Source organism: Flammeovirga sp. SubArs3 (assembly GCF_947387565.1).
GTDB lineage: Bacteria > Bacteroidota > Bacteroidia > Cytophagales > Flammeovirgaceae > Flammeovirga > Flammeovirga agarivorans.
Genome location: NZ_CANDOA010000015.1, coordinates 41,188 through 58,957, shown reverse-complemented (window position 1 = coordinate 58,957; position 17,770 = coordinate 41,188). Strand labels below are relative to the sequence as shown.

Annotated in this window: 16 protein-coding genes; 10 read left to right on the top strand and 6 right to left on the bottom strand. The window is 33.8% G+C overall.

Annotated elements, in window-relative coordinates; translation table 11 throughout:
- Nucleotides 1-119 precede the first annotated feature (119 nt).
- Together QL232_RS25660 and QL232_RS25655 are read left to right on the top strand one after the other, a co-directional pair.
- The gene (locus QL232_RS25660) at nucleotides 120-566 is read left to right on the top strand and encodes a hypothetical protein (RefSeq protein WP_281616308.1); all 447 of its coding nucleotides are present in this window, start codon (nucleotides 120-122) and stop codon (nucleotides 564-566) included.
- Nucleotides 567-667: 101 nt separating this feature from the next.
- Nucleotides 668-2,143 (top strand): hypothetical protein, encoded by a 1,476-nt coding sequence (locus QL232_RS25655; protein WP_281616307.1) that lies wholly within the window; start codon nucleotides 668-670, stop codon nucleotides 2,141-2,143.
- A gap of 73 nt (nucleotides 2,144-2,216) precedes the next feature.
- On the opposite strand, the gene QL232_RS25650 is transcribed toward QL232_RS25655, so the two are convergent.
- The gene (locus QL232_RS25650; protein WP_281616306.1) at nucleotides 2,217-2,741 is read right to left on the bottom strand and encodes a DUF2480 family protein; all 525 of its coding nucleotides are present in this window, start codon (nucleotides 2,739-2,741) and stop codon (nucleotides 2,217-2,219) included.
- A gap of 65 nt (nucleotides 2,742-2,806) precedes the next feature.
- Entirely contained in the window at nucleotides 2,807-3,670 is an 864-nt protein-coding gene (locus QL232_RS25645) for a hypothetical protein (protein WP_281616305.1), read from the bottom strand.
- A 205-nt stretch (nucleotides 3,671-3,875) separates the two neighbouring features.
- Here QL232_RS25645 and QL232_RS25640 point away from each other — a divergent pair, with 205 nt between their 5' ends.
- Nucleotides 3,876-5,039 carry a peptidoglycan DD-metalloendopeptidase family protein gene (locus QL232_RS25640; protein ID WP_168885502.1) on the top strand — a complete coding sequence of 388 codons (1,164 nt, stop codon included), beginning with the start codon at nucleotides 3,876-3,878 and terminating at the stop codon, nucleotides 5,037-5,039.
- Nucleotides 5,040-5,214: 175 nt separating this feature from the next.
- On the top strand, nucleotides 5,215-5,706 hold the full coding sequence (locus QL232_RS25635) for a hypothetical protein (RefSeq protein ID WP_168885501.1): 492 nt from the start codon (nucleotides 5,215-5,217) through the stop codon (nucleotides 5,704-5,706).
- Between the two features lie 67 nt (nucleotides 5,707-5,773).
- Here the strand turns inward: QL232_RS25635 and gatC are convergent, their stop codons facing one another.
- Nucleotides 5,774-6,061, bottom strand: a complete 288-nt coding sequence (gene gatC / locus QL232_RS25630) for an Asp-tRNA(Asn)/Glu-tRNA(Gln) amidotransferase subunit GatC (protein WP_168885500.1) — start codon at nucleotides 6,059-6,061, stop codon at nucleotides 5,774-5,776.
- A gap of 83 nt (nucleotides 6,062-6,144) precedes the next feature.
- Nucleotides 6,145-6,882, bottom strand: a complete 738-nt coding sequence (locus tag QL232_RS25625) for a lysophospholipid acyltransferase family protein (RefSeq protein WP_281616304.1) — start codon at nucleotides 6,880-6,882, stop codon at nucleotides 6,145-6,147.
- Between the two features lie 297 nt (nucleotides 6,883-7,179).
- Here QL232_RS25625 and uvrA point away from each other — a divergent pair, with 297 nt between their 5' ends.
- The 5 genes from uvrA to QL232_RS25600 are packed head-to-tail and all read left to right on the top strand — an operon-like array spanning nucleotide 7,180 to nucleotide 13,192.
- Nucleotides 7,180-9,999, top strand: a complete 2,820-nt coding sequence (gene uvrA, locus QL232_RS25620) for an excinuclease ABC subunit UvrA (protein WP_281616303.1) — start codon at nucleotides 7,180-7,182, stop codon at nucleotides 9,997-9,999.
- Nucleotides 10,000-10,015: 16 nt separating this feature from the next.
- The gene (gene cobC, locus QL232_RS25615; RefSeq protein ID WP_281616302.1) at nucleotides 10,016-10,576 is read left to right on the top strand and encodes an alpha-ribazole phosphatase family protein; all 561 of its coding nucleotides are present in this window, start codon (nucleotides 10,016-10,018) and stop codon (nucleotides 10,574-10,576) included.
- Between the two features lie 8 nt (nucleotides 10,577-10,584).
- Nucleotides 10,585-11,328, top strand: a complete 744-nt coding sequence (locus QL232_RS25610) for a segregation/condensation protein A (RefSeq protein ID WP_281616301.1) — start codon at nucleotides 10,585-10,587, stop codon at nucleotides 11,326-11,328.
- A complete protein-coding gene (locus QL232_RS25605; protein WP_281616300.1) occupies nucleotides 11,318-12,466 on the top strand; it encodes a hypothetical protein in 1,149 nt (382 codons plus the stop codon). Before QL232_RS25610 ends, QL232_RS25605 begins: the two co-directional genes overlap by 11 nt.
- Nucleotides 12,467-12,508: 42 nt before the next feature.
- Nucleotides 12,509-13,192: a spondin domain-containing protein gene (locus QL232_RS25600; RefSeq protein ID WP_281616299.1), complete on the top strand. Its 684-nt coding sequence runs from the start codon at nucleotides 12,509-12,511 to the stop codon at nucleotides 13,190-13,192.
- Nucleotides 13,193-13,210: 18 nt separating this feature from the next.
- Here QL232_RS25600 and QL232_RS25595 read toward each other — a convergent pair whose 3' ends face one another.
- Both QL232_RS25595 and QL232_RS25590 read right to left on the bottom strand, forming a co-directional pair.
- Nucleotides 13,211-14,116, bottom strand: a complete 906-nt coding sequence (locus tag QL232_RS25595; RefSeq protein WP_281616298.1) for a mechanosensitive ion channel domain-containing protein — start codon at nucleotides 14,114-14,116, stop codon at nucleotides 13,211-13,213.
- 91 nt (nucleotides 14,117-14,207) lie between these two features.
- Nucleotides 14,208-15,869: a S41 family peptidase gene (locus QL232_RS25590; protein WP_168885493.1), complete on the bottom strand. Its 1,662-nt coding sequence runs from the start codon at nucleotides 15,867-15,869 to the stop codon at nucleotides 14,208-14,210.
- 299 nt (nucleotides 15,870-16,168) lie between these two features.
- Between QL232_RS25590 and QL232_RS25585 the strand changes: the two genes are divergently transcribed.
- Nucleotides 16,169-17,731, top strand: coding sequence for a DUF5723 family protein (locus QL232_RS25585; RefSeq protein WP_281616297.1), 1,563 nt, complete (start codon nucleotides 16,169-16,171; stop codon nucleotides 17,729-17,731).
- The last annotated feature ends 39 nt before the right edge of the window (nucleotides 17,732-17,770 follow it).

Below are 17,770 nucleotides of genomic sequence, written 5' to 3'. Positions count from 1 at the left end.
CATCCCTGCTTATAGAGTACATTTTACTACTTTACATTTCACACAATCAGTATATTATATTTCTAACAAAATAGTAAAAGTAAAGTCTATTTTGTTTTCTATATCTCATTTTCAAACTTATGAAGACAATCTGCTGTCTACTCGGCCTTATAATTATACAAGGGTTGACTAATGCTTATGGACAAGATAAACATGCACATCCAAACCATGAGCAATACGAATCTTATTGGAGTTCATTAAAAGAACATAATCACGAATACACTCAACAACTTAAGCATCATGAGCGTTTAGAGCTTACGAAAATTCGACAATTGGTACAACAAAGTGTGCATCAAGAGATGGAAGAGGTAAAGCAATTGAGTGGCAACTTATTTCTTAATTTCGTAGTCATTGAAGAACATTTCCACGAAGAGTTTACAGCTTTAGGCTTAAGTTATAAGCGATATGAAGAGCTTCACCCTAAAACAAGATTACCTAGAGATGTTTGGGTTGATTATCATACTCAGAAGATTATCAAGCACAAATTATCTAAAATTGATGCAGAGTTAAGTCAAATACATGACTGAAATCATAGAAATAACTGATAATAAAGAGATCATTCATCTTTTTTATACAACTACATCAATTTACCTTTGTGATTCTTGAAAGAACTCACTTATCCTTAAAAATGAATCGATTTTTATTATCTACATTTTTCATAACATTATTTACTGTTTCCTCTTTCGCTCAATTGGCTGATTCTACCCAATCAGTGGCAGAAATGCCAAAAGTGGAAAAGACAAGTTATCAAAAATCTGTCGATGTCTTTAAAAGAGGTTTACGTCTTGATTTAAACGAGAGTAAAACTTCTTATTTAAAAACTATAATTGGTATCCAAAGTTGGTGGAGAATGGGAGAAACTAACCCAGGAACTATCAATAAGTTATCTGAGGAACCGATCTCTAATTTTAGTGACTTTTCAATGCGTAGAATTCGTACGATGTTCTATGCAAATATTGAAAACAAATATCTTCTATTTGCTCACTTTGGTGCAACTAGTGATGGTACATATTCGAATATCTATAACAACGTTTATGTCCATGACTTTCAAGGTCAAATGAAGGTCGCTGAAAAAAATTATATAGGTGCCGGTATTCACTTCTGGCAAGGTCTTGCTCGTTTATCAAGAGTAGGATCAAACAACTATCTTATCTTAGACAACCCTGGTTTTAACTACCCTGAAGTAAATAGAACAGATGCTATTGTACGTCAGATGGGTGTTTTCGGTAGAGGTATTGTATTTAAAAAGTTAGGTTGGCAAATGTCAATTAACAAGCCTATTATTAGTGATGATGCGGGGAGCCCAACTGTTGGAGGAAAGCCTATGTCTGTCAATGAGATGATTGATTTTGCCGAAGCAGACCACAGTGGAGCTACAGTTGGAAGTACATACTTGCTAAAGCAGACCAATTACAATTACAATGGTTATTACTTCTGGCAATTCTGGGATGTAGAATCTCAATCAGTATCAGGAGCTTCACAGATGAATTACTTTGGTCAGAAAAGAGTTTTCAATATTGGTGCAGGTTTCCAATACCAACCAGGAGGAACAGGTACTTATAGAAAAAATGAATTTGATGAATGGTACATTGAAGAAAATGACATTACAAAACTTGCTGTAGATGTTTTCTTAAGTACACCTGTTGGACATAATGGAGGTGGTTTTACAGGCTATGCTGTGTATTACAACTATCAATATGGTGATAATTACCTAAGAACATCCAATGTATTAGGTGGCTTTGCTGGCGTTGATCCAAGCGTAGATCCAGAGGACATTTCTCCACAAGGTGTGGGGTTTGCTCAATATTCACATGGTACTGGACATATTTTCCATACCGAATTGGCTTATACATTACCTAAAACCATTTATAATTCTGAAAAGAAAATTCAGCCATTTGTTGCCTTCTCTTATAAAAACTTAGAAGGTTTAGATGAAGCTTCATTCCAAAGTGACTATGGAGTAAACTGGGCAATCATTGGTCAGAATGTAAAATTATCTGCTCAATATTCACTACGTCCTGTATATATGATCAATAATGATGGACGTAATGTAGTAGATCACCATGCTGGGTTATTCGTTACTCAGCTTCAATTAAGAATCTAATATTTAATTCAAATATTTAGTTTTATCGTTTTCTTAAAAAAGAAGCCCAACTATTACAGTCAGGCTTCTTTTTTTATTGCATTCTTTTTGGTTGTCTTGGTTTCTTGTAGATCGGAACTGTACTACAAGGCTCACCAAACATGATTGTTTTCGCGATAGGTCGAAGTTTTTCGGTAATATCAACGTATGCAGTCATTGGTACTGACTCTTTACTACAACCTTTAATCACTACTGGTTTATCTCTGTATTCTTCTCCATCTAATTTCTCAATTGCCTTTTCAAAGATCTTCTCTTCTAAACGATTAAGATCTCCAAATACAATTGTTTTCGCATATTTTTCAAACCTAGTAGTTAAAAGCATATAAGCCCAGGTAGGAACAATAGCATCTGCAGAGCAAATAATCCCTACATGTTTACCTCTATATTGTTTCCAATCATGCTCTTTTACAAAAGCTCTAAAATCTTTCTCTCTAAGTACCAACTCTTGAAATAATTGGTCTTTTATATCGAAAATCACTCTCTCGCCTTCTGGTCTGATTTCTTCTAAATCCAAAGAAACCAAGGCACTTTGAGCAACTCTATTTACAATTTCATCCATGATTATTTATCCATTTATAGTATTGAATAAACTATTTTCTTACCACAAAGTTACAGGAATTTTGATTATAAAACCTTCATATAAAAATCACAAGCCAAGCCTTCAGTACCAAATTTAGATTTATATCTACTGAGAGATTCATTTAGCCATGTACCATCTTCTTCACAAGAATGTCCAAAATCTATGTAGTGGTAAACATAATTTGATATCAAATGCATTAAAAGAGCATCTACAATTCTTACTTCCTTCCCTTTTGAATTTGAAGAAGGGTATTGAATTCGAAGTACTTGTTCGGTTTCAAAAAATAAGATCCCTCCTACAAGTTCATTTTCATAAAAACCTCCTAAAACTTTAATCTGTTCTGGAAATTTATTCATTAAGAGCTGAATTTCTTTTAATGAATGGGCTGGTTTTAAATCATACCTTTCTAATAGATTTTCCTCTACAATTTTCCAAAACGAGGTAATCTCATCAACTCTCTTAATCTGTATTTTCTTGTTAAATTTTCTTTGATTCTGATACCTTGAGCGATGTATATTATCCTGTCTACCTCGGGTAAAGTATTGGCTATAATCTCGTCTAGTTAATTCCCATCCATTTTTAAAAAGAGCGTAACTTTCTTCCTCTCCTCTTTCTAGCTTATATATTGAAGGCATAACCTTATAATGGATTTCGGTAATTCCATTTCTTTTATAAAACTGTTCTATAAGCGTTAACCAATCTAGAATTTTTTGAATAAAAGTATGCCTAGGATATAACATTCCTCCAAAAGTTAAGCCTTTGTGTGATGTTACTACACCATGATCGACAGAGGCAGGAAATAAAGCACAGATTTGCCCTTTTTGATTTCTTATGACCAAAGAGAAGTCCTCAAACCTATCTTTATGATAATCCATGTATTCTCTTTTGAAAAAAATATGCTTTTGCATACACTTCTCAAGAAAGTGATTCCACTCCTGTTGATCTTCTTCCAGATACCGAGATATTAAAAATTGTTGTTTCAATTAAATTTCTCCTTCAAAAAATAATAATAAGCTACGAACTGTTTAACTTCGCTCATATCGCTTATCAAAAGTACGGATTCATTTTTGTATCTTATAGAGAAGGTACATAAACTTGGTTAATCAAATCAGCATGCTGAGATACGTATTACTACTTTTTATTTTTATTATTCATCATTTTGCTTTTGCTCAAGAAGATATAAAACAGGCAAAAGAACGTATTGCTAAAATGTCAGCCATCTTAAAAAACACGACAGAACAGAAAGAGGCTTCCATGACAGAACTTAGTGATATTGAAGCACATATCGAAGGCTTAAAGCATCTACTTGAACAAATCAATAAACGTATTGTCAATGCCCAAAAGGAAGGCATTCTGGCGGCACATAGTGTAGATTCACTAAGTGAAAAACTCATGTTTTTAAAAGAAGAATATGCTGAACTTGTATATGCATCTTATAAAACAGGAGGAGACTTTGAACAATTGGCTTACATCTTGGCGAGTGATAACTTCAGCCAGTTTGTAAGAAGAGCAAACTACATTGAACATTACAAGGATATTCGAAAAAAACAGATCCTTGAAATTGAAAGAACTCAGGAGTTACTAAACAGTAAACAAATTGAAGTTCAAGAGAGAGTGAAAGAGGAAGCAAATTCCTTAGAAGAAGAAAAGTTACAATTAGCTGAACTTAAAAAACTTGAAGAGAAACAAGGTGAAATGATCGCTAGTCTTAAAGACAAAGAGGAAGAAATAAAGAAGCAATTAGAATTAGAAAGAAAAGGGTTATCTGAATTACAAAAGCAAATGATTGCTATGACTTCCAAAGTATCTTCAAAGCCTGAAACTCCTATCACTAAAAAAGAAGAAACTGTCGAGGTAGAAGCCGTTTTTACAGAACAAGAAGGAAAATTAAGTTGGCCGGTTGATGAAGGTGTTGTTACCAACAAATTTGGATTACGTCCTCACCCCATCTTAACGGGTGTAACAATAGAAAACCACGGCATAGATATAAGAGTAAAAGAAAATGCAAAAGTAAAAAGTGTCTTTTCGGGTGTCGTAACAGCCGTTACAAAAGTGCCTAACCTACAAAATGTTGTCATGATCAGACATGGAGATTTTTTTACGGTTTATTCTAAGCTTTCTAGTGTAAATGTAAAGGTAGGTGATCACCTTCCTGCAAAAAAGGTATTAGGCAAAGCTGGCAAAAATATGGATGGAGCCTACGAAGTACAGTTTCAAATTTGGAACAAAAAAGGTCAAAAGCTAGATCCTGAAAAGTGGTTAGTCGCTCATCAATAAAAATATCTTGTTCATTTATAGTAAATAATCTATATCTTAATAGTAATCATCTCCATTAAGTTAATGGAACTGTTACTTTTGTTGTAATAATCCTGTCATTAGCTTTTGTTAAGACGCTGTTTTAAACTCTCAATGGTCAATCCCGTTCAAAATGAGAATAACAAATAAAAAAATTATGAGAAAAATTTTCGGAACTATTATCGCTCTGTTTGCTTCTATTAGCTTATTCGCTCAATCACCAGCACTTTCTACTTCAGTTCAAGGTCAAAATATGGACTTTGAAACCATAAAGACATTAATTAAGGCAGAGAAAAGAGGAGTTCTGAAAGAAAATATGAATTTATCAGAGTCTGAAGCAGAACACTTCTGGCCAGTTTATGATAGATACGAATTTGAACAAAGTAAATTACTAAACGATCAATATGCTCTACTAAAAGAATATGCTGAGAGCTTTGAGACTTTAGATGAAAAAAGAACTGATGAATTAATGGCATTAGCTTTCAAACACAACAAAGCTGAAGTAACATTAAATCAAAAATATTATAAGCAGATGAAGAAAGTAGTTTCTACTCAAACAGCTGCAAGGTTTGTTCAGATCATGAGTCAATTAAATACAGTAATTGATTTAAGCATGACACAAGAACTACCACTTATCAATAACCTATAAGAAGTTTATTGCATAAAAAAGGGTTCGAATTTTTACTAATTCGAACCCTTTTTTATTGATATCTATCTTAGTCCAATACTTTTGGAACTCTAAAAAAATCCTCATCTCTTTTCGGAGCATTCTTTAATCCATCCTCATGAGATAAAGTTCTTGCTGCTTCATCATTTCTAAAGACGCTTTGTTCGTCAGTCATATGTGTTAAAGGCTCTACCCCTTCAGTATCAACTTCTTCTAGCTTGGCTACCCAATCCACAATTTCATTCATGCTTTTACGCATCTTCTCCTCACTACTTTCATCTAGTTCTAAACGAGATAGGTGAGCCATTTTTTCAATTGTTTCTTTATCTATAATCATAATATATTGAGATCTAATTTTGAAACATTACACAAATTAAATCATTTCATTGAAAAATATTTAAAATTGACACTCAAAAATTATTAATTATATTTTTCAGGGTAGTATTTTATTAATTCTCTTTCAATGATCTCTTCCGTTTTTTGCCTTAATTGAGGTATATCTTCTAATGTCAACCCTTCAGTAGAAATTGGTTCATGCTGTACTAGTCGTAAAGGTGTCCAACATAAATAAGGTCTTAATGCTGGCCATATTTTCCAATTGCTCACGATCGTTACCGGTACTATTGGCTTTTGTGCTCTTATAGCAATAATATATGCACCATCTTTAAAACCTTTTAAATTCGGAGGAGTTCTGTTTTGGGTACCTTCAGGAAATACGCCTAAACTGTACCCATTATTTAATTTATTGATCGATTTACGAAACATCTCTTCTGTCTTCTCAGGGTTACCTCTATCAACACAGATATGTAAGTTTCTAAACATCCATCCAAAAATGGGTGCTTTTGCTAAACTTCTCTTTCCTAAGAAAACTACAAATTGATCAATAATTAATTGAGTAGCGGGAATATCTAAAAATGAAGTATGATTGGCCACAAAGACATATTGTTCTTTCTTCGACAACCTGACTTTCTTTTCCTTTTTAATAGGAATAAGAATCATGATGTACGTAAAGTAAGCCCATATTTTATTAAGAAAATAGGTAAGTGGCATCAGTTTGGGGAACCAAATCACTAATGCAAAAAGTGGGTATAAGATGATGAGTCCTAAAACAAACATACTCACTCCCCATATTAAATACAGTTTCAGAAAGAATTTCATTGAAATGGTATTTACACTCTATTATAGTTTGTTAGTCCTAAATAATAATTCAATTATAAAAAAAAATAATGAATGACCTTTCATTATGGCAATATGTTCTTAATTCATTATTGAAAAAATTAAGATCCTTCACAAAAAGAAACAAACAAGACACAAATTTGTCATTTATTTTCAACATAAAGTTATTCAAGAAGAATTTAACGTAAATCATCATATATTTTCCGCCTAAATGATGTAAAACAACTACGATTCTTTAATTTTATATTCTGTATTTGAAGATAATCATCCTTAGATTTTATGCGTTCAGTAGATCAACTCAATCCAAAAGAATACATCATCGTTAAAGGTGCAAAAGTGAACAATCTTAAGAATGTTGATGTATCCATACCTAGAAACAGCTTTGTTGTAATAACAGGTGTTTCCGGTTCTGGAAAATCTTCATTGGCTTTTGATACACTGTTTGCTGAAGGGCAAAGAATGTATGTAGAAAGCCTAAGTTCTTATGCTCGACAGTTTCTCGGTAGAATGGAAAAACCAGAGGTAGAGTACATTAGAGGTGTTTGCCCTGCCATTGCCGTTGAACAAAAGGTTTCGACAAAAAACCCAAGATCTACAGTAGGAACTACTACTGAAATTTATGATTATCTGAAGTTACTTTTTGCAAGAGTGGGTAAAACCTACTCACCTATTTCTGGTCAAGAAGTATCCAAGTCATCAGTGACTGATATCGTTAATTATATCTATTCTTTTGATGAGGGAACGCGATTTATTGTTTCTTGTCCTCTTACAATTCCAGAAGGAAGAGAACCTGCAGTTACTCTTAATTTACTTCTTCAACAAGGTTTCACAAGAGTGATTTCTGAAGGAACAACGGTATACATTGAGGAGCTTGTCGAAAATATTGAAAAAGGGGAAAAAGTAGATCTTGACGCCCTTGAAATGCTTATCGACAGAAATGCTGTAAAGAAATCTGACGAAGAAAACCAATTTAGAGTAGCCGATTCTATCCAGACAGCCTTATTTGAAGGACATGGAGAATGTCGAATTGAAATCATTCAGAAAGGAAAAGATAAAATTGACCGTACTTTTTCTGATAAGTTCGAAGCAGATGGTATTACGTTCGAAGAACCTAGCGTAAACCTATTTAGTTTCAATAACCCTTATGGTGCATGTAAAAGATGCGAAGGATTCGGAAAGGTATTAGGTATAGATCCAGATCTTGTTATTCCAGACAAATCATTATCTATTGTAGATGATGCCATTATGCCATGGAGAACAGAGACGATGAAGAAGTGGATCAAACCGCTTACAGATAACGCACATGAAAATGGATTTCCTATTTTTAGAGCTTATGCTGAATTATCTGATGATGAAAAAGATATACTTTGGAACGGTAAAGGTAAGTTCAAAGGAATCAATGCATTTTTCAAACACTTAGAATCAAAAACGCATAAAATCCAGTACAGAGTGATGCTTTCTAGATATAGAGGTAGAACTATTTGTCCTGAATGTCATGGTTCAAGATTAAGGAAAGATGCTTCATATATTAAAATCAATGGCAAGTCGATTATAGATATTGTATTAATGCCAATATCAGAATCGAGCGTCTTCTTCAATGAAATTGATTTAACAGAACATGAACATAAAATTGCAGATCGCCTTTTAGCTGAAATTAAAAATAGACTGCAATACATGAATAAAGTAGGTTTGGGGTACCTCACTCTAAACCGTCTAACAAGTACACTTTCAGGTGGTGAATACCAACGTATTAAATTAGCAACTTCTTTAGGTAGTGCTTTGGTGGGTTCGATGTATATTCTTGATGAACCAAGTATTGGTTTACATCCTAGAGATACTCAAAACCTTATTGTTGTACTGAAAGAACTTCAAAGATTGGGCAACACAGTTATCGTAGTTGAACATGAAGAAGAAGTGATGAAGGCTGCCGATGAAATTATTGATATAGGGCCAGACGCAGGAAGCTATGGAGGAACACTACAATTCCAAGGAACGATTCAGGAAGCCATAGACCACCCTGATATTTCGCATACTACAAGATACCTTAGTGGTAAATCATTTATCCCTACACCAGAAAAAAGAAGAGAATGGTCAGAATATATTGAAGTTATCGGTGCCAAAGAAAACAATCTGAAAAACGTCGATGTTAAATTCCCATTGGGAGTAGTTACTTGTGTAACTGGCGTTTCTGGTAGTGGTAAATCTACTTTGGTAAAAAGGTGTCTTACTCCTGCCCTAAATAGAGCATTGGGTAATCATACCGATGAAAAAGCTAAAATAGATCGTATAGATGGCAATATCAGTTCTATCACAAAAGTAGAATTTGTTGATCAAAACCCAATTGGAAAATCATCAAGATCTAACCCTGTTACTTATGTAAAAGCATATGATCCTATCAGGGAGTTATTTTCAAAGTTACCTCTATCAGTAAATAGAGGCTACAAACCTGCCTTTTTCTCATTTAATGTAGATGGTGGTAGATGCGAAGCCTGCCAAGGAGAAGGAACCACTAAAATCGAAATGCAGTTTATGGCTGACATTTTCCTTCCATGTGAAAGTTGTGGTGGCAAGAGATTTAAAAACGAAATACTAGAAGCAAAATATAACGACAAAAGCATATCAGATATCCTTGATCTTAGTGTGGATGAAGCTGTTGATTTCTTTAAAGGACAAAAGAAAATTATTCAACGTTTACAACCACTTTTAGATGTAGGTTTAGGTTATGTACGTCTAGGACAATCTTCGAACACCTTAAGTGGTGGTGAAGCACAAAGGGTAAAACTAGCTTCATTCCTTGCAAAAGGTACTTTAAAAGAATCAGAAAAAGTTCTTTTTGTATTTGATGAACCTACTACCGGTCTTCACTTCCATGATATTGATAAATTAATGAAAGCCATCAATGCACTTATTGAAAAAGGGCATTCGGCAGTAATTATTGAACACAATGTCGAAGTGATTAAAACAGCAGATTGGGTGATCGATATTGGACCTGAAGGTGGTAAAGATGGTGGTAATATCGTATTTGAAGGAACTCCAGATGAACTGGCTCAGTTTAAAGAAGGCTTTACTGGAGGGTATGTAAAATCAGTAATTAATTAATGATCTCGTTATGAGCATGGATATTTATCTAGTCAGACATACTACTCCTGATGTGGATGCTGGCAAAACTTTATACGGACAAACAGATCTTGAATTAATTGATTCTTTCCAAGAAGAAGCAAAAGAAGTTCAACGTAAAATCGGAGAGGCAACTTTAAATACAACTTATTACAGTCCTCTTATTCGTTGTAAGCAATTGGCTAAATACCTTCGATCAGACTTATATGTTCCTGATGAAAGACTAAAAGAAATTCATTATGGCGACTGGGAAATGAAGCAGTTTACCGAATTGAAAAATGAAATTAGTGAATGGTCGAAAGTTTTTGATCACAAGCCCGCACCCAATGGGGAATCACTGATGGACGTAAAATCCAGGATACAATCATTTTGGTTAGACTGCATCGAATATAAAGAAGGAAATAATATTGCTATAGTTACGCATGGTGTAGTAATGCGACTTCTTTTAGCTAATTTTTTAGAGATGCCTCTAAAGAATATCTTTAGATTTCAGTTTGATTTCGGAAAAGTCATTCACCTAACAATGAATGAATCTGGAGCAATCAGAATCCATATTTAATTAATACTATGAGCTTCGAAATTAAGATTCCTATTTTTGAAGGTCCTTTCGACCTTTTACTTTTCTTTATCCAAAGAGATGAATTGGATATACATGATATTCCTATTTCGAGTATCACCAATGACTTTCTAGGGTACATGGAAGACATGGAACGTCTTAATATTGAGTTAGCCAGTGATTTTATTGTAGTGGCAGCAACACTAATGAGAATAAAAGCGAAAATGCTTTTACCTCGTGTTGAAAAAGATGAAGAAGGTAATGATATTGACCCCAGAGACGAACTAGTTAAACACTTGCTAGAGTATATGAAATACAAATCTGTATTAAATACTCTAGAGGAATGGGAAACTGAGATGCTAGATAGAGAAAAAAGAGGAAATCTAACTTCAGAAATCAATAAAATTGAGGAAGAAATAGGTGTTGAAACCGAGCTTCAGAACGTAGATTTATTTAGTCTTTTACGTTTCTACCAAGGAGCTATGAAGCGTTTGGAAGCAGAAGATAATGCACCAAGGCATCAAGTCATAAAATACCCTTACTCTCAAGAGGAACGTCAGAGTAGTATATTAAAAACTTTAGTAGATCGTCCGAAATTTAGTTTTATAGAACTAGTTGAAGCCGATTTTAATAACGTAGCTATCGTTTTTAACTTCTTAGCAGTTCTTGAATTATTATCTCAGAATAAAATTACTATCGAAGTACATGAAGGTTTCAATAACTTCGACATTAAGCGAATAGATAATGCTGCTTAAGTTTAGCAAATCGTATGCTCATCAGTTTCTACTTTTATTACTTTGGTCAATTGTCCAAAGTCTTTTATGGTTTACTATTGGCCCCAAAATAGGCGCTGACTCTGATTTATATTTTACCCTAGCAGAAGAACTTCATCGATTAGAATTCCCTTTAAACAGAACACTACTATATTCTAGTTACCCACTTTTTATATTAGTTTCTCAAACTTTATTTAGTGGAAAGTTTTCTGTTCTTTTTTTTCATTTACTGTTTAACGGATTATCTATCCTTGCATTCTATTCAATCATTGCTAACACTTCTGAAAATAAAAAAACAGCTCTGATCGGGAGTATTATTTATTGTCTCTATCTCCCTCTACATGAATGGAATTTTATTGTATATGGAGAATCTATATTTACATCCTTTACTATTTTCTGCATTTACTTTATTGTGACCAAAAAATATAAATTGTTATCGATCACTTTATTGATTACTGTTTTTTGTCGACCTACAAGTTTATTGTTTTTATTAGCTCTATTTATAGGATGGGCCTATCAGAAATATAAAAATGGGAATTATAGCCAAAGGATCACTTTATTTTTGATGGGAATTATAAGTCTCACATTAGGTATACTATTTCATCAAGCCTTAGAGTATTATGGTCCTTTTATGATTGAGGGGTATTTGATTCCTGAAATCATTTACTTTAGAAATTCACTAGGAGTTTCTCCTCCAATAAACCCCTACATTCCTTCAGAAGATGATGATATCATTATTCAGCTATTCCTCTTTGTATTTAATAATTGGTGGTATTTCCTAAAAATAACGCTGATAAAAGGAGCACTGTTCTTTGGTAATATCAAACCATATTATTCTTTACCACATAATCTACTTATCATCTTATCATTGTATCCACTTTATTACTTCGCTTTCAAAAAGTGCCTGAAAAGAGCTAGGTTGAAGTTCATAGATATATTTTGTATCACTTATATCCTCTTACAAGGTTTTACAGTTAGTATCACAAGTGAAAATTGGGACGGGCGTTTCCTTATACCAATAATACCATTTATCATATACCTTTCTTGTTTTGAGATATACAATACATTGAAAAAGAATAGGGCACTGATCACTTTTGTGAGATACTTCACACTTCATTAAGAATCATCTCCTTACATTTGTAATAAAACAACTGCTACTACTATGAAAAAAACGATCTCATTATTGCTACTTAGTTTTATGTTTTCATGTTCAGATACTACTGATCAAGAAGATGATATTATCACCCCAGATGAAGAAACGATACGTTATGAGGTAACTTTCCAAGGAACTTGGTCAGATGCATCACATCCAAATACTCACCCTTCTAACTCACATTTTTCAGGTGTAATAGGAATGTCGCATAACGGGGCTGCCTATTTACCTACTGAAGACGATCTAGCTTCTGAAGGTCTCAAGGTAATGGCTGAAACTGGAGGTAAAAGTCCATTAATATCAGAAATAAATGCACTGATTGATACAAAATCTGCTGAAACACTTATTAGTGAAGGTGGTTTAGGAAGCGGTAGTTCTTCTATTTCATTTACTTTGGAAGTAACAAACAATAATCCGTATATCACTTTTTACTCTATGATTGCTCCGAGTCCTGATTGGTATGTAGCTGTAGAAAACCTAAACCTTTATCAAAACGATATATGGGTGGATTCTTTGACAATTATACCAACTCACTATGATGCTGGAACAGATTCAGGAACAACATTTGATGCCCCGAATAGTCCAACAACACCACAACAAAAAATTTATCCTTTAAGCAGTATTTCTCTTGGCAATGAAGAAGCTGCAATAACTCCTCTTGCATTATTTACCTTTAGGAAAATTGAAGAGTAAGTAATAAAAAAAGGGAGATTAATTCTCCCTTACTTCTTCTGGTCTTGAAATCTGTAAATTTTCCCATCCGCTCCCAATATTTAAATCTCTCTGAGGGAATGGTATTGATATGCCTTCTTCTTTGAATCGCTCAAACAATGCGTAATAAATATTACTTTTTAATACCATCGGTTGAGAATAGTATTTCACAGTCCAAACATTTAATATAAAATTGATAGAGTTATCGCCCCATTCTGTAAATATTAAATCAGGTGTTGGAGTCTGAAGAATACCATCTATCTTTTTCACTACATCCAGTGTAATCCTCTTTACTTCTTTTGGATCCTCATTGTATGAAACACCAATAGGAATACCTATTCTAACCCTACGCTCATTATGCGACCAGTTGATAACATTGTTTGATATAAACTGAGAGTTAGGAACAATTACCGTAATATTATCATTAGTCTGAATGGTGGATGACCTTGAATTGATCTCTACTACTTTTCCTCGAATACTATCCACTTCAATCATATCTCCCACCTTTATGGGTTGTTCAAATAATATAATGATACCTGATATGAAGTTGTCTGCAATTGTCTGTAAACCAAATCCAATACCCACACCCAATGCACCAATTAAAACAGATAATGAATTGAGGTTAATACCTGATGATTGAAAAATGACAATACAGCCGATACTTATAAAGGCATACCTAAATATTGTTCCTATGTTATAACTAACCGACTCATCTAAACCATATTTAGGTAAGATATTTCGGGCTAACATATTCCTAAACTTGCTCGATATAACAAATACAGTAACAAATGCCAATAAGATACCGAGAATAGATAATGGTGTAAATTCCTTTCCTCCTATATTCATAGGATAAGTAAATACATCTACTAACAGTTCGAATATATTGCTTTCAGAGAGGTCAAACATGATGATGAATAAATTACGTTTAATCGAAAATAATAAAAGGCTACCACTATTGGTAACCTTTTATATCTAAAAATAGAAAATATCACCTGGATTAATTACCAGACAAAATCTTATTATATCTCGCTTCATCGTTTAACACATTTACTGCTTCAATAATATCAAGGTCTGCAGTAAAAGTAGATTCTGTTTCTCCTGCTTCTAAGTAATATCTTTTAGCAATTTCTGCTTCTAAGATATCCTTAATTTCATCTTTGAATTTGATGACATCAGATTCTTTATTATGATAAACCTTCTTTTTCAAGTCTTCAATTTCAGCTTGAATATCATCATAATATTTATCCTCTTTTGCACTTTCTTCAAGCTCTTCGATTGTAGCTTCTACTTTAGTATGATAGCCATAATCTTTATCTTTTAACCAAGTGACAAAATTTTCAAACTGAGCATCTGACAACTCAAATTCTCTTGCCGGTGCAATCGACTCATTCTCATAATGGAATTTCGTTGCATAATCGAAGATCAAACCTTTTAATATTAAGCTCACTGAAATTTGAGCGAAATTAAATGGCTTTACATCAACATCTGGTGCTACTCCACCACCATCTAAAACGATACGTCCATTAGCCGTTTTAAATTTCTCTCTTAGTGAATCTGCAACTACGATTGCCTCACCATCTTCATTTCTATGGCTATAATCGATCGCTTGTATACATCTTCCACTTGGAATATAGTATTTAGCTACCGTTACTTTTAATCTTGAATTATAATCCAAAGGTCTTGTTGCCTGTACCAATCCTTTACCAAAGGATTTACTTCCAAGAAGAACTCCTCTATCATAATCCTGGATAGAACCTGATACAATCTCGGCTGCAGAGGCAGAACCACCATTAATTAATACTGCAATAGGAATATCAGTATCTAATGGAGCATTTAATGCCTTATAAGTTTTATTCCAGTCTTCAATGCGACCTTTTGTGTAAACCACATCCGACCCCTTTGGAACAAATAAGTTGACAATATTTACAGCTTCGTTCAATAAACCACCAGGATTTCCTCTCAAATCGATGATGACTTTATTTGCTCCTCTATCTTTTAATTCTACTAATGCGTCTGCTACTTCCTTACTTGCATTTCGAGTAAAATCAGTCAGTTGAATTAAACCAATATTATCTGTAACCATACCATAGTAAGGAACATTATTGATTTGAATTTTCTCTCTTTTTACTTTAACATCGAACGGTTGGTCTACACCATATCTTTTAATAGTTAAAACTACTTCTGATCCCGCCTGACCTTTTAAGTATTTACTAATTTCGTCTGTATTTTTCCCTTCAATATCTTCGCCACCTACTTTTTGAATAATATCTCCAATTTGTAGACCTGCTTCATATGCTGGGTATCCTTCATTTGGTAAAATCACAGTGATATCACCATCTCTATTACCAACTACAACACCGAGTCCACCGTACTCACCGGTCGTCATCGTTCTGTAATCTTCAATACGATCTTCAGGGATATAATTTGTATATGGATCAAGAGTGGCTAACATTGCTTCAATCCCAGTTGTCATCATCTCAGAAGGGTTCACATCATCTACATAATATGTATTCACTTCTTGATATAATTGAGCAAAAATTTTCATGTTTTTAGCAATCTCAAAATAGTGATTACTGACCTTATTGCTCGAAAATGAAAATAGGACAATAGGAATAATTCCTAAGGACACAAATACAGCTATTCTTTTTTTCAAACGCATATTTTTCTAGTGATTTTAATAATGAGAGGAATGAAGCAGTAGCAAAGGATACTTCATCATTTATTAAAGTTAATAGAATATTACTCAAAAAACACTACATTTTTAAGACTTCAAGAAATTTATTATAACTATTTAAAAAACTTCAATTTTAAGCTGATTATCACAATACCTAAAATAAATCCAATAATGGTATTAATTTCAGTAGAGTATTTTATATATTTACTTTTCTTAACATCTGATAAACTGTCTTCATTGAAACTTAAATTTTAGAGGCACCACAAAACTATCTTCAAGCTGATATGAAATTCTCAAAATTATACCTACTTTTTACTTTTGTTATACTAATAAGCTTACGTTCACCCATTTTTGCTCAAATGGAAGGTAGTGTGTATTCTGTCACTGGTAGAGGTGGTGTGGGTACTACTTTCGTCACTGATTACCAAAGTATTGGAATCAACCCTGCCAACTTAGCGATTAAAAAGAACTACAGAGATCCAAAATTCACTTTCGGACTATTAGAAACAAATGTTATTTTCTCTTCAGAAGCCATCAATACTGATGAACTTTTGGGAGCAATTACAAATTATAAATCCACTAGGTTTACATTAGACCAAAAAGACGAAGCTGTTCAAAAGTTTTCAAACAAAACAACTACAGTAGATGCTTCTGTTATGCTTTTTGGTGCTAGTATGCAACTTCCCAAAAAATGGGGTGGCTTAGCCATCAGTGTCAGAGATAATATTCATACTAGGGTAACAACAAATGACTTTGCCGCAGAGCTGATGTTCTATGGAGCAACTAGTAGCTATTTCCCAAAATTGGAATTAGCAAATGGAGACTACATTGACAACCCTAGACATACCGGTGTTGGAGAATTAACAGAAGATCAGAGAAACCAAGTAGTAGGCGGTACTTTTGAGGATTTGGATAATGCTCAAAACTATAGTGAAGTATTAAGTGGTACGAAGACAAAGTCAACTTGGACCAGAGAATACAACGTAGCTTGGGGAGCACAAATATTAGAAACTTACGACCTTTCTATCTATGCCGGTATTGGTGCTCGATATATTCAAGGATTACTCATCATGGACTTTGAAGTAGGAAGTAATGGAGAGTGGAACCAACCAATCTTCTCTTCATCATTGATCAATCAGCAAGATATTCTTTCTGCCGCTTCCTTAGATTCTATCTCTCAATTTAGAAATGTTGATAGTGATAATCGATCAATGACAGAGAAAATTTTACTACCAAAGCCTGCTGGTCATGGTTATGGTATCGACTTCGGATTGACGTTTGTAATCAAAAGAAATTTAAGAGTTGGGGCATCTATTTCTAACTTTGGAGAGATGACTTGGAAAGGTGAAATTTATGATATCAACGACGGGGAACTAGGAAGAATTAATGGTCAAGGTTTTGACAACTATAATATCCTAATTAGTGATCAGAGTGCTTTCCAATTCGCAGGAACCAATTCCCCTCTAAATTGGGAAGTAGAAGAAAGAACAGAGACTATAGAATTACCAACAGTGGTAAGATTTGGTTCTAGTTACGAATTCTTCCGTCTAATACATGTAGGTGTAGATGTCATACTTCCTCTTAATGATGCTCCTGGTAGTTTAGAAAGACCATTCTATGCAATTGGTGGTGATTTCAGACCTATCAAATCCTTTTCTTTTTCTACTGGATTTAACTACGGAGGTAATAACGAAGTGTATAACTTCCCTCTTGGTATCACCTATCACTCTCGTAAAGGAGGGTACGAAGCAGGAGTTTCGACACATGATGTCCTTTCGTATTTTGCTAGAGATAAAGATAGTAGTACAATTTCTATCGCTGGTGGTTTCTTAAGGTTCAAATTATAAGATCCCTTTGATAGAGAATAATAAACTCATTTTCATAAG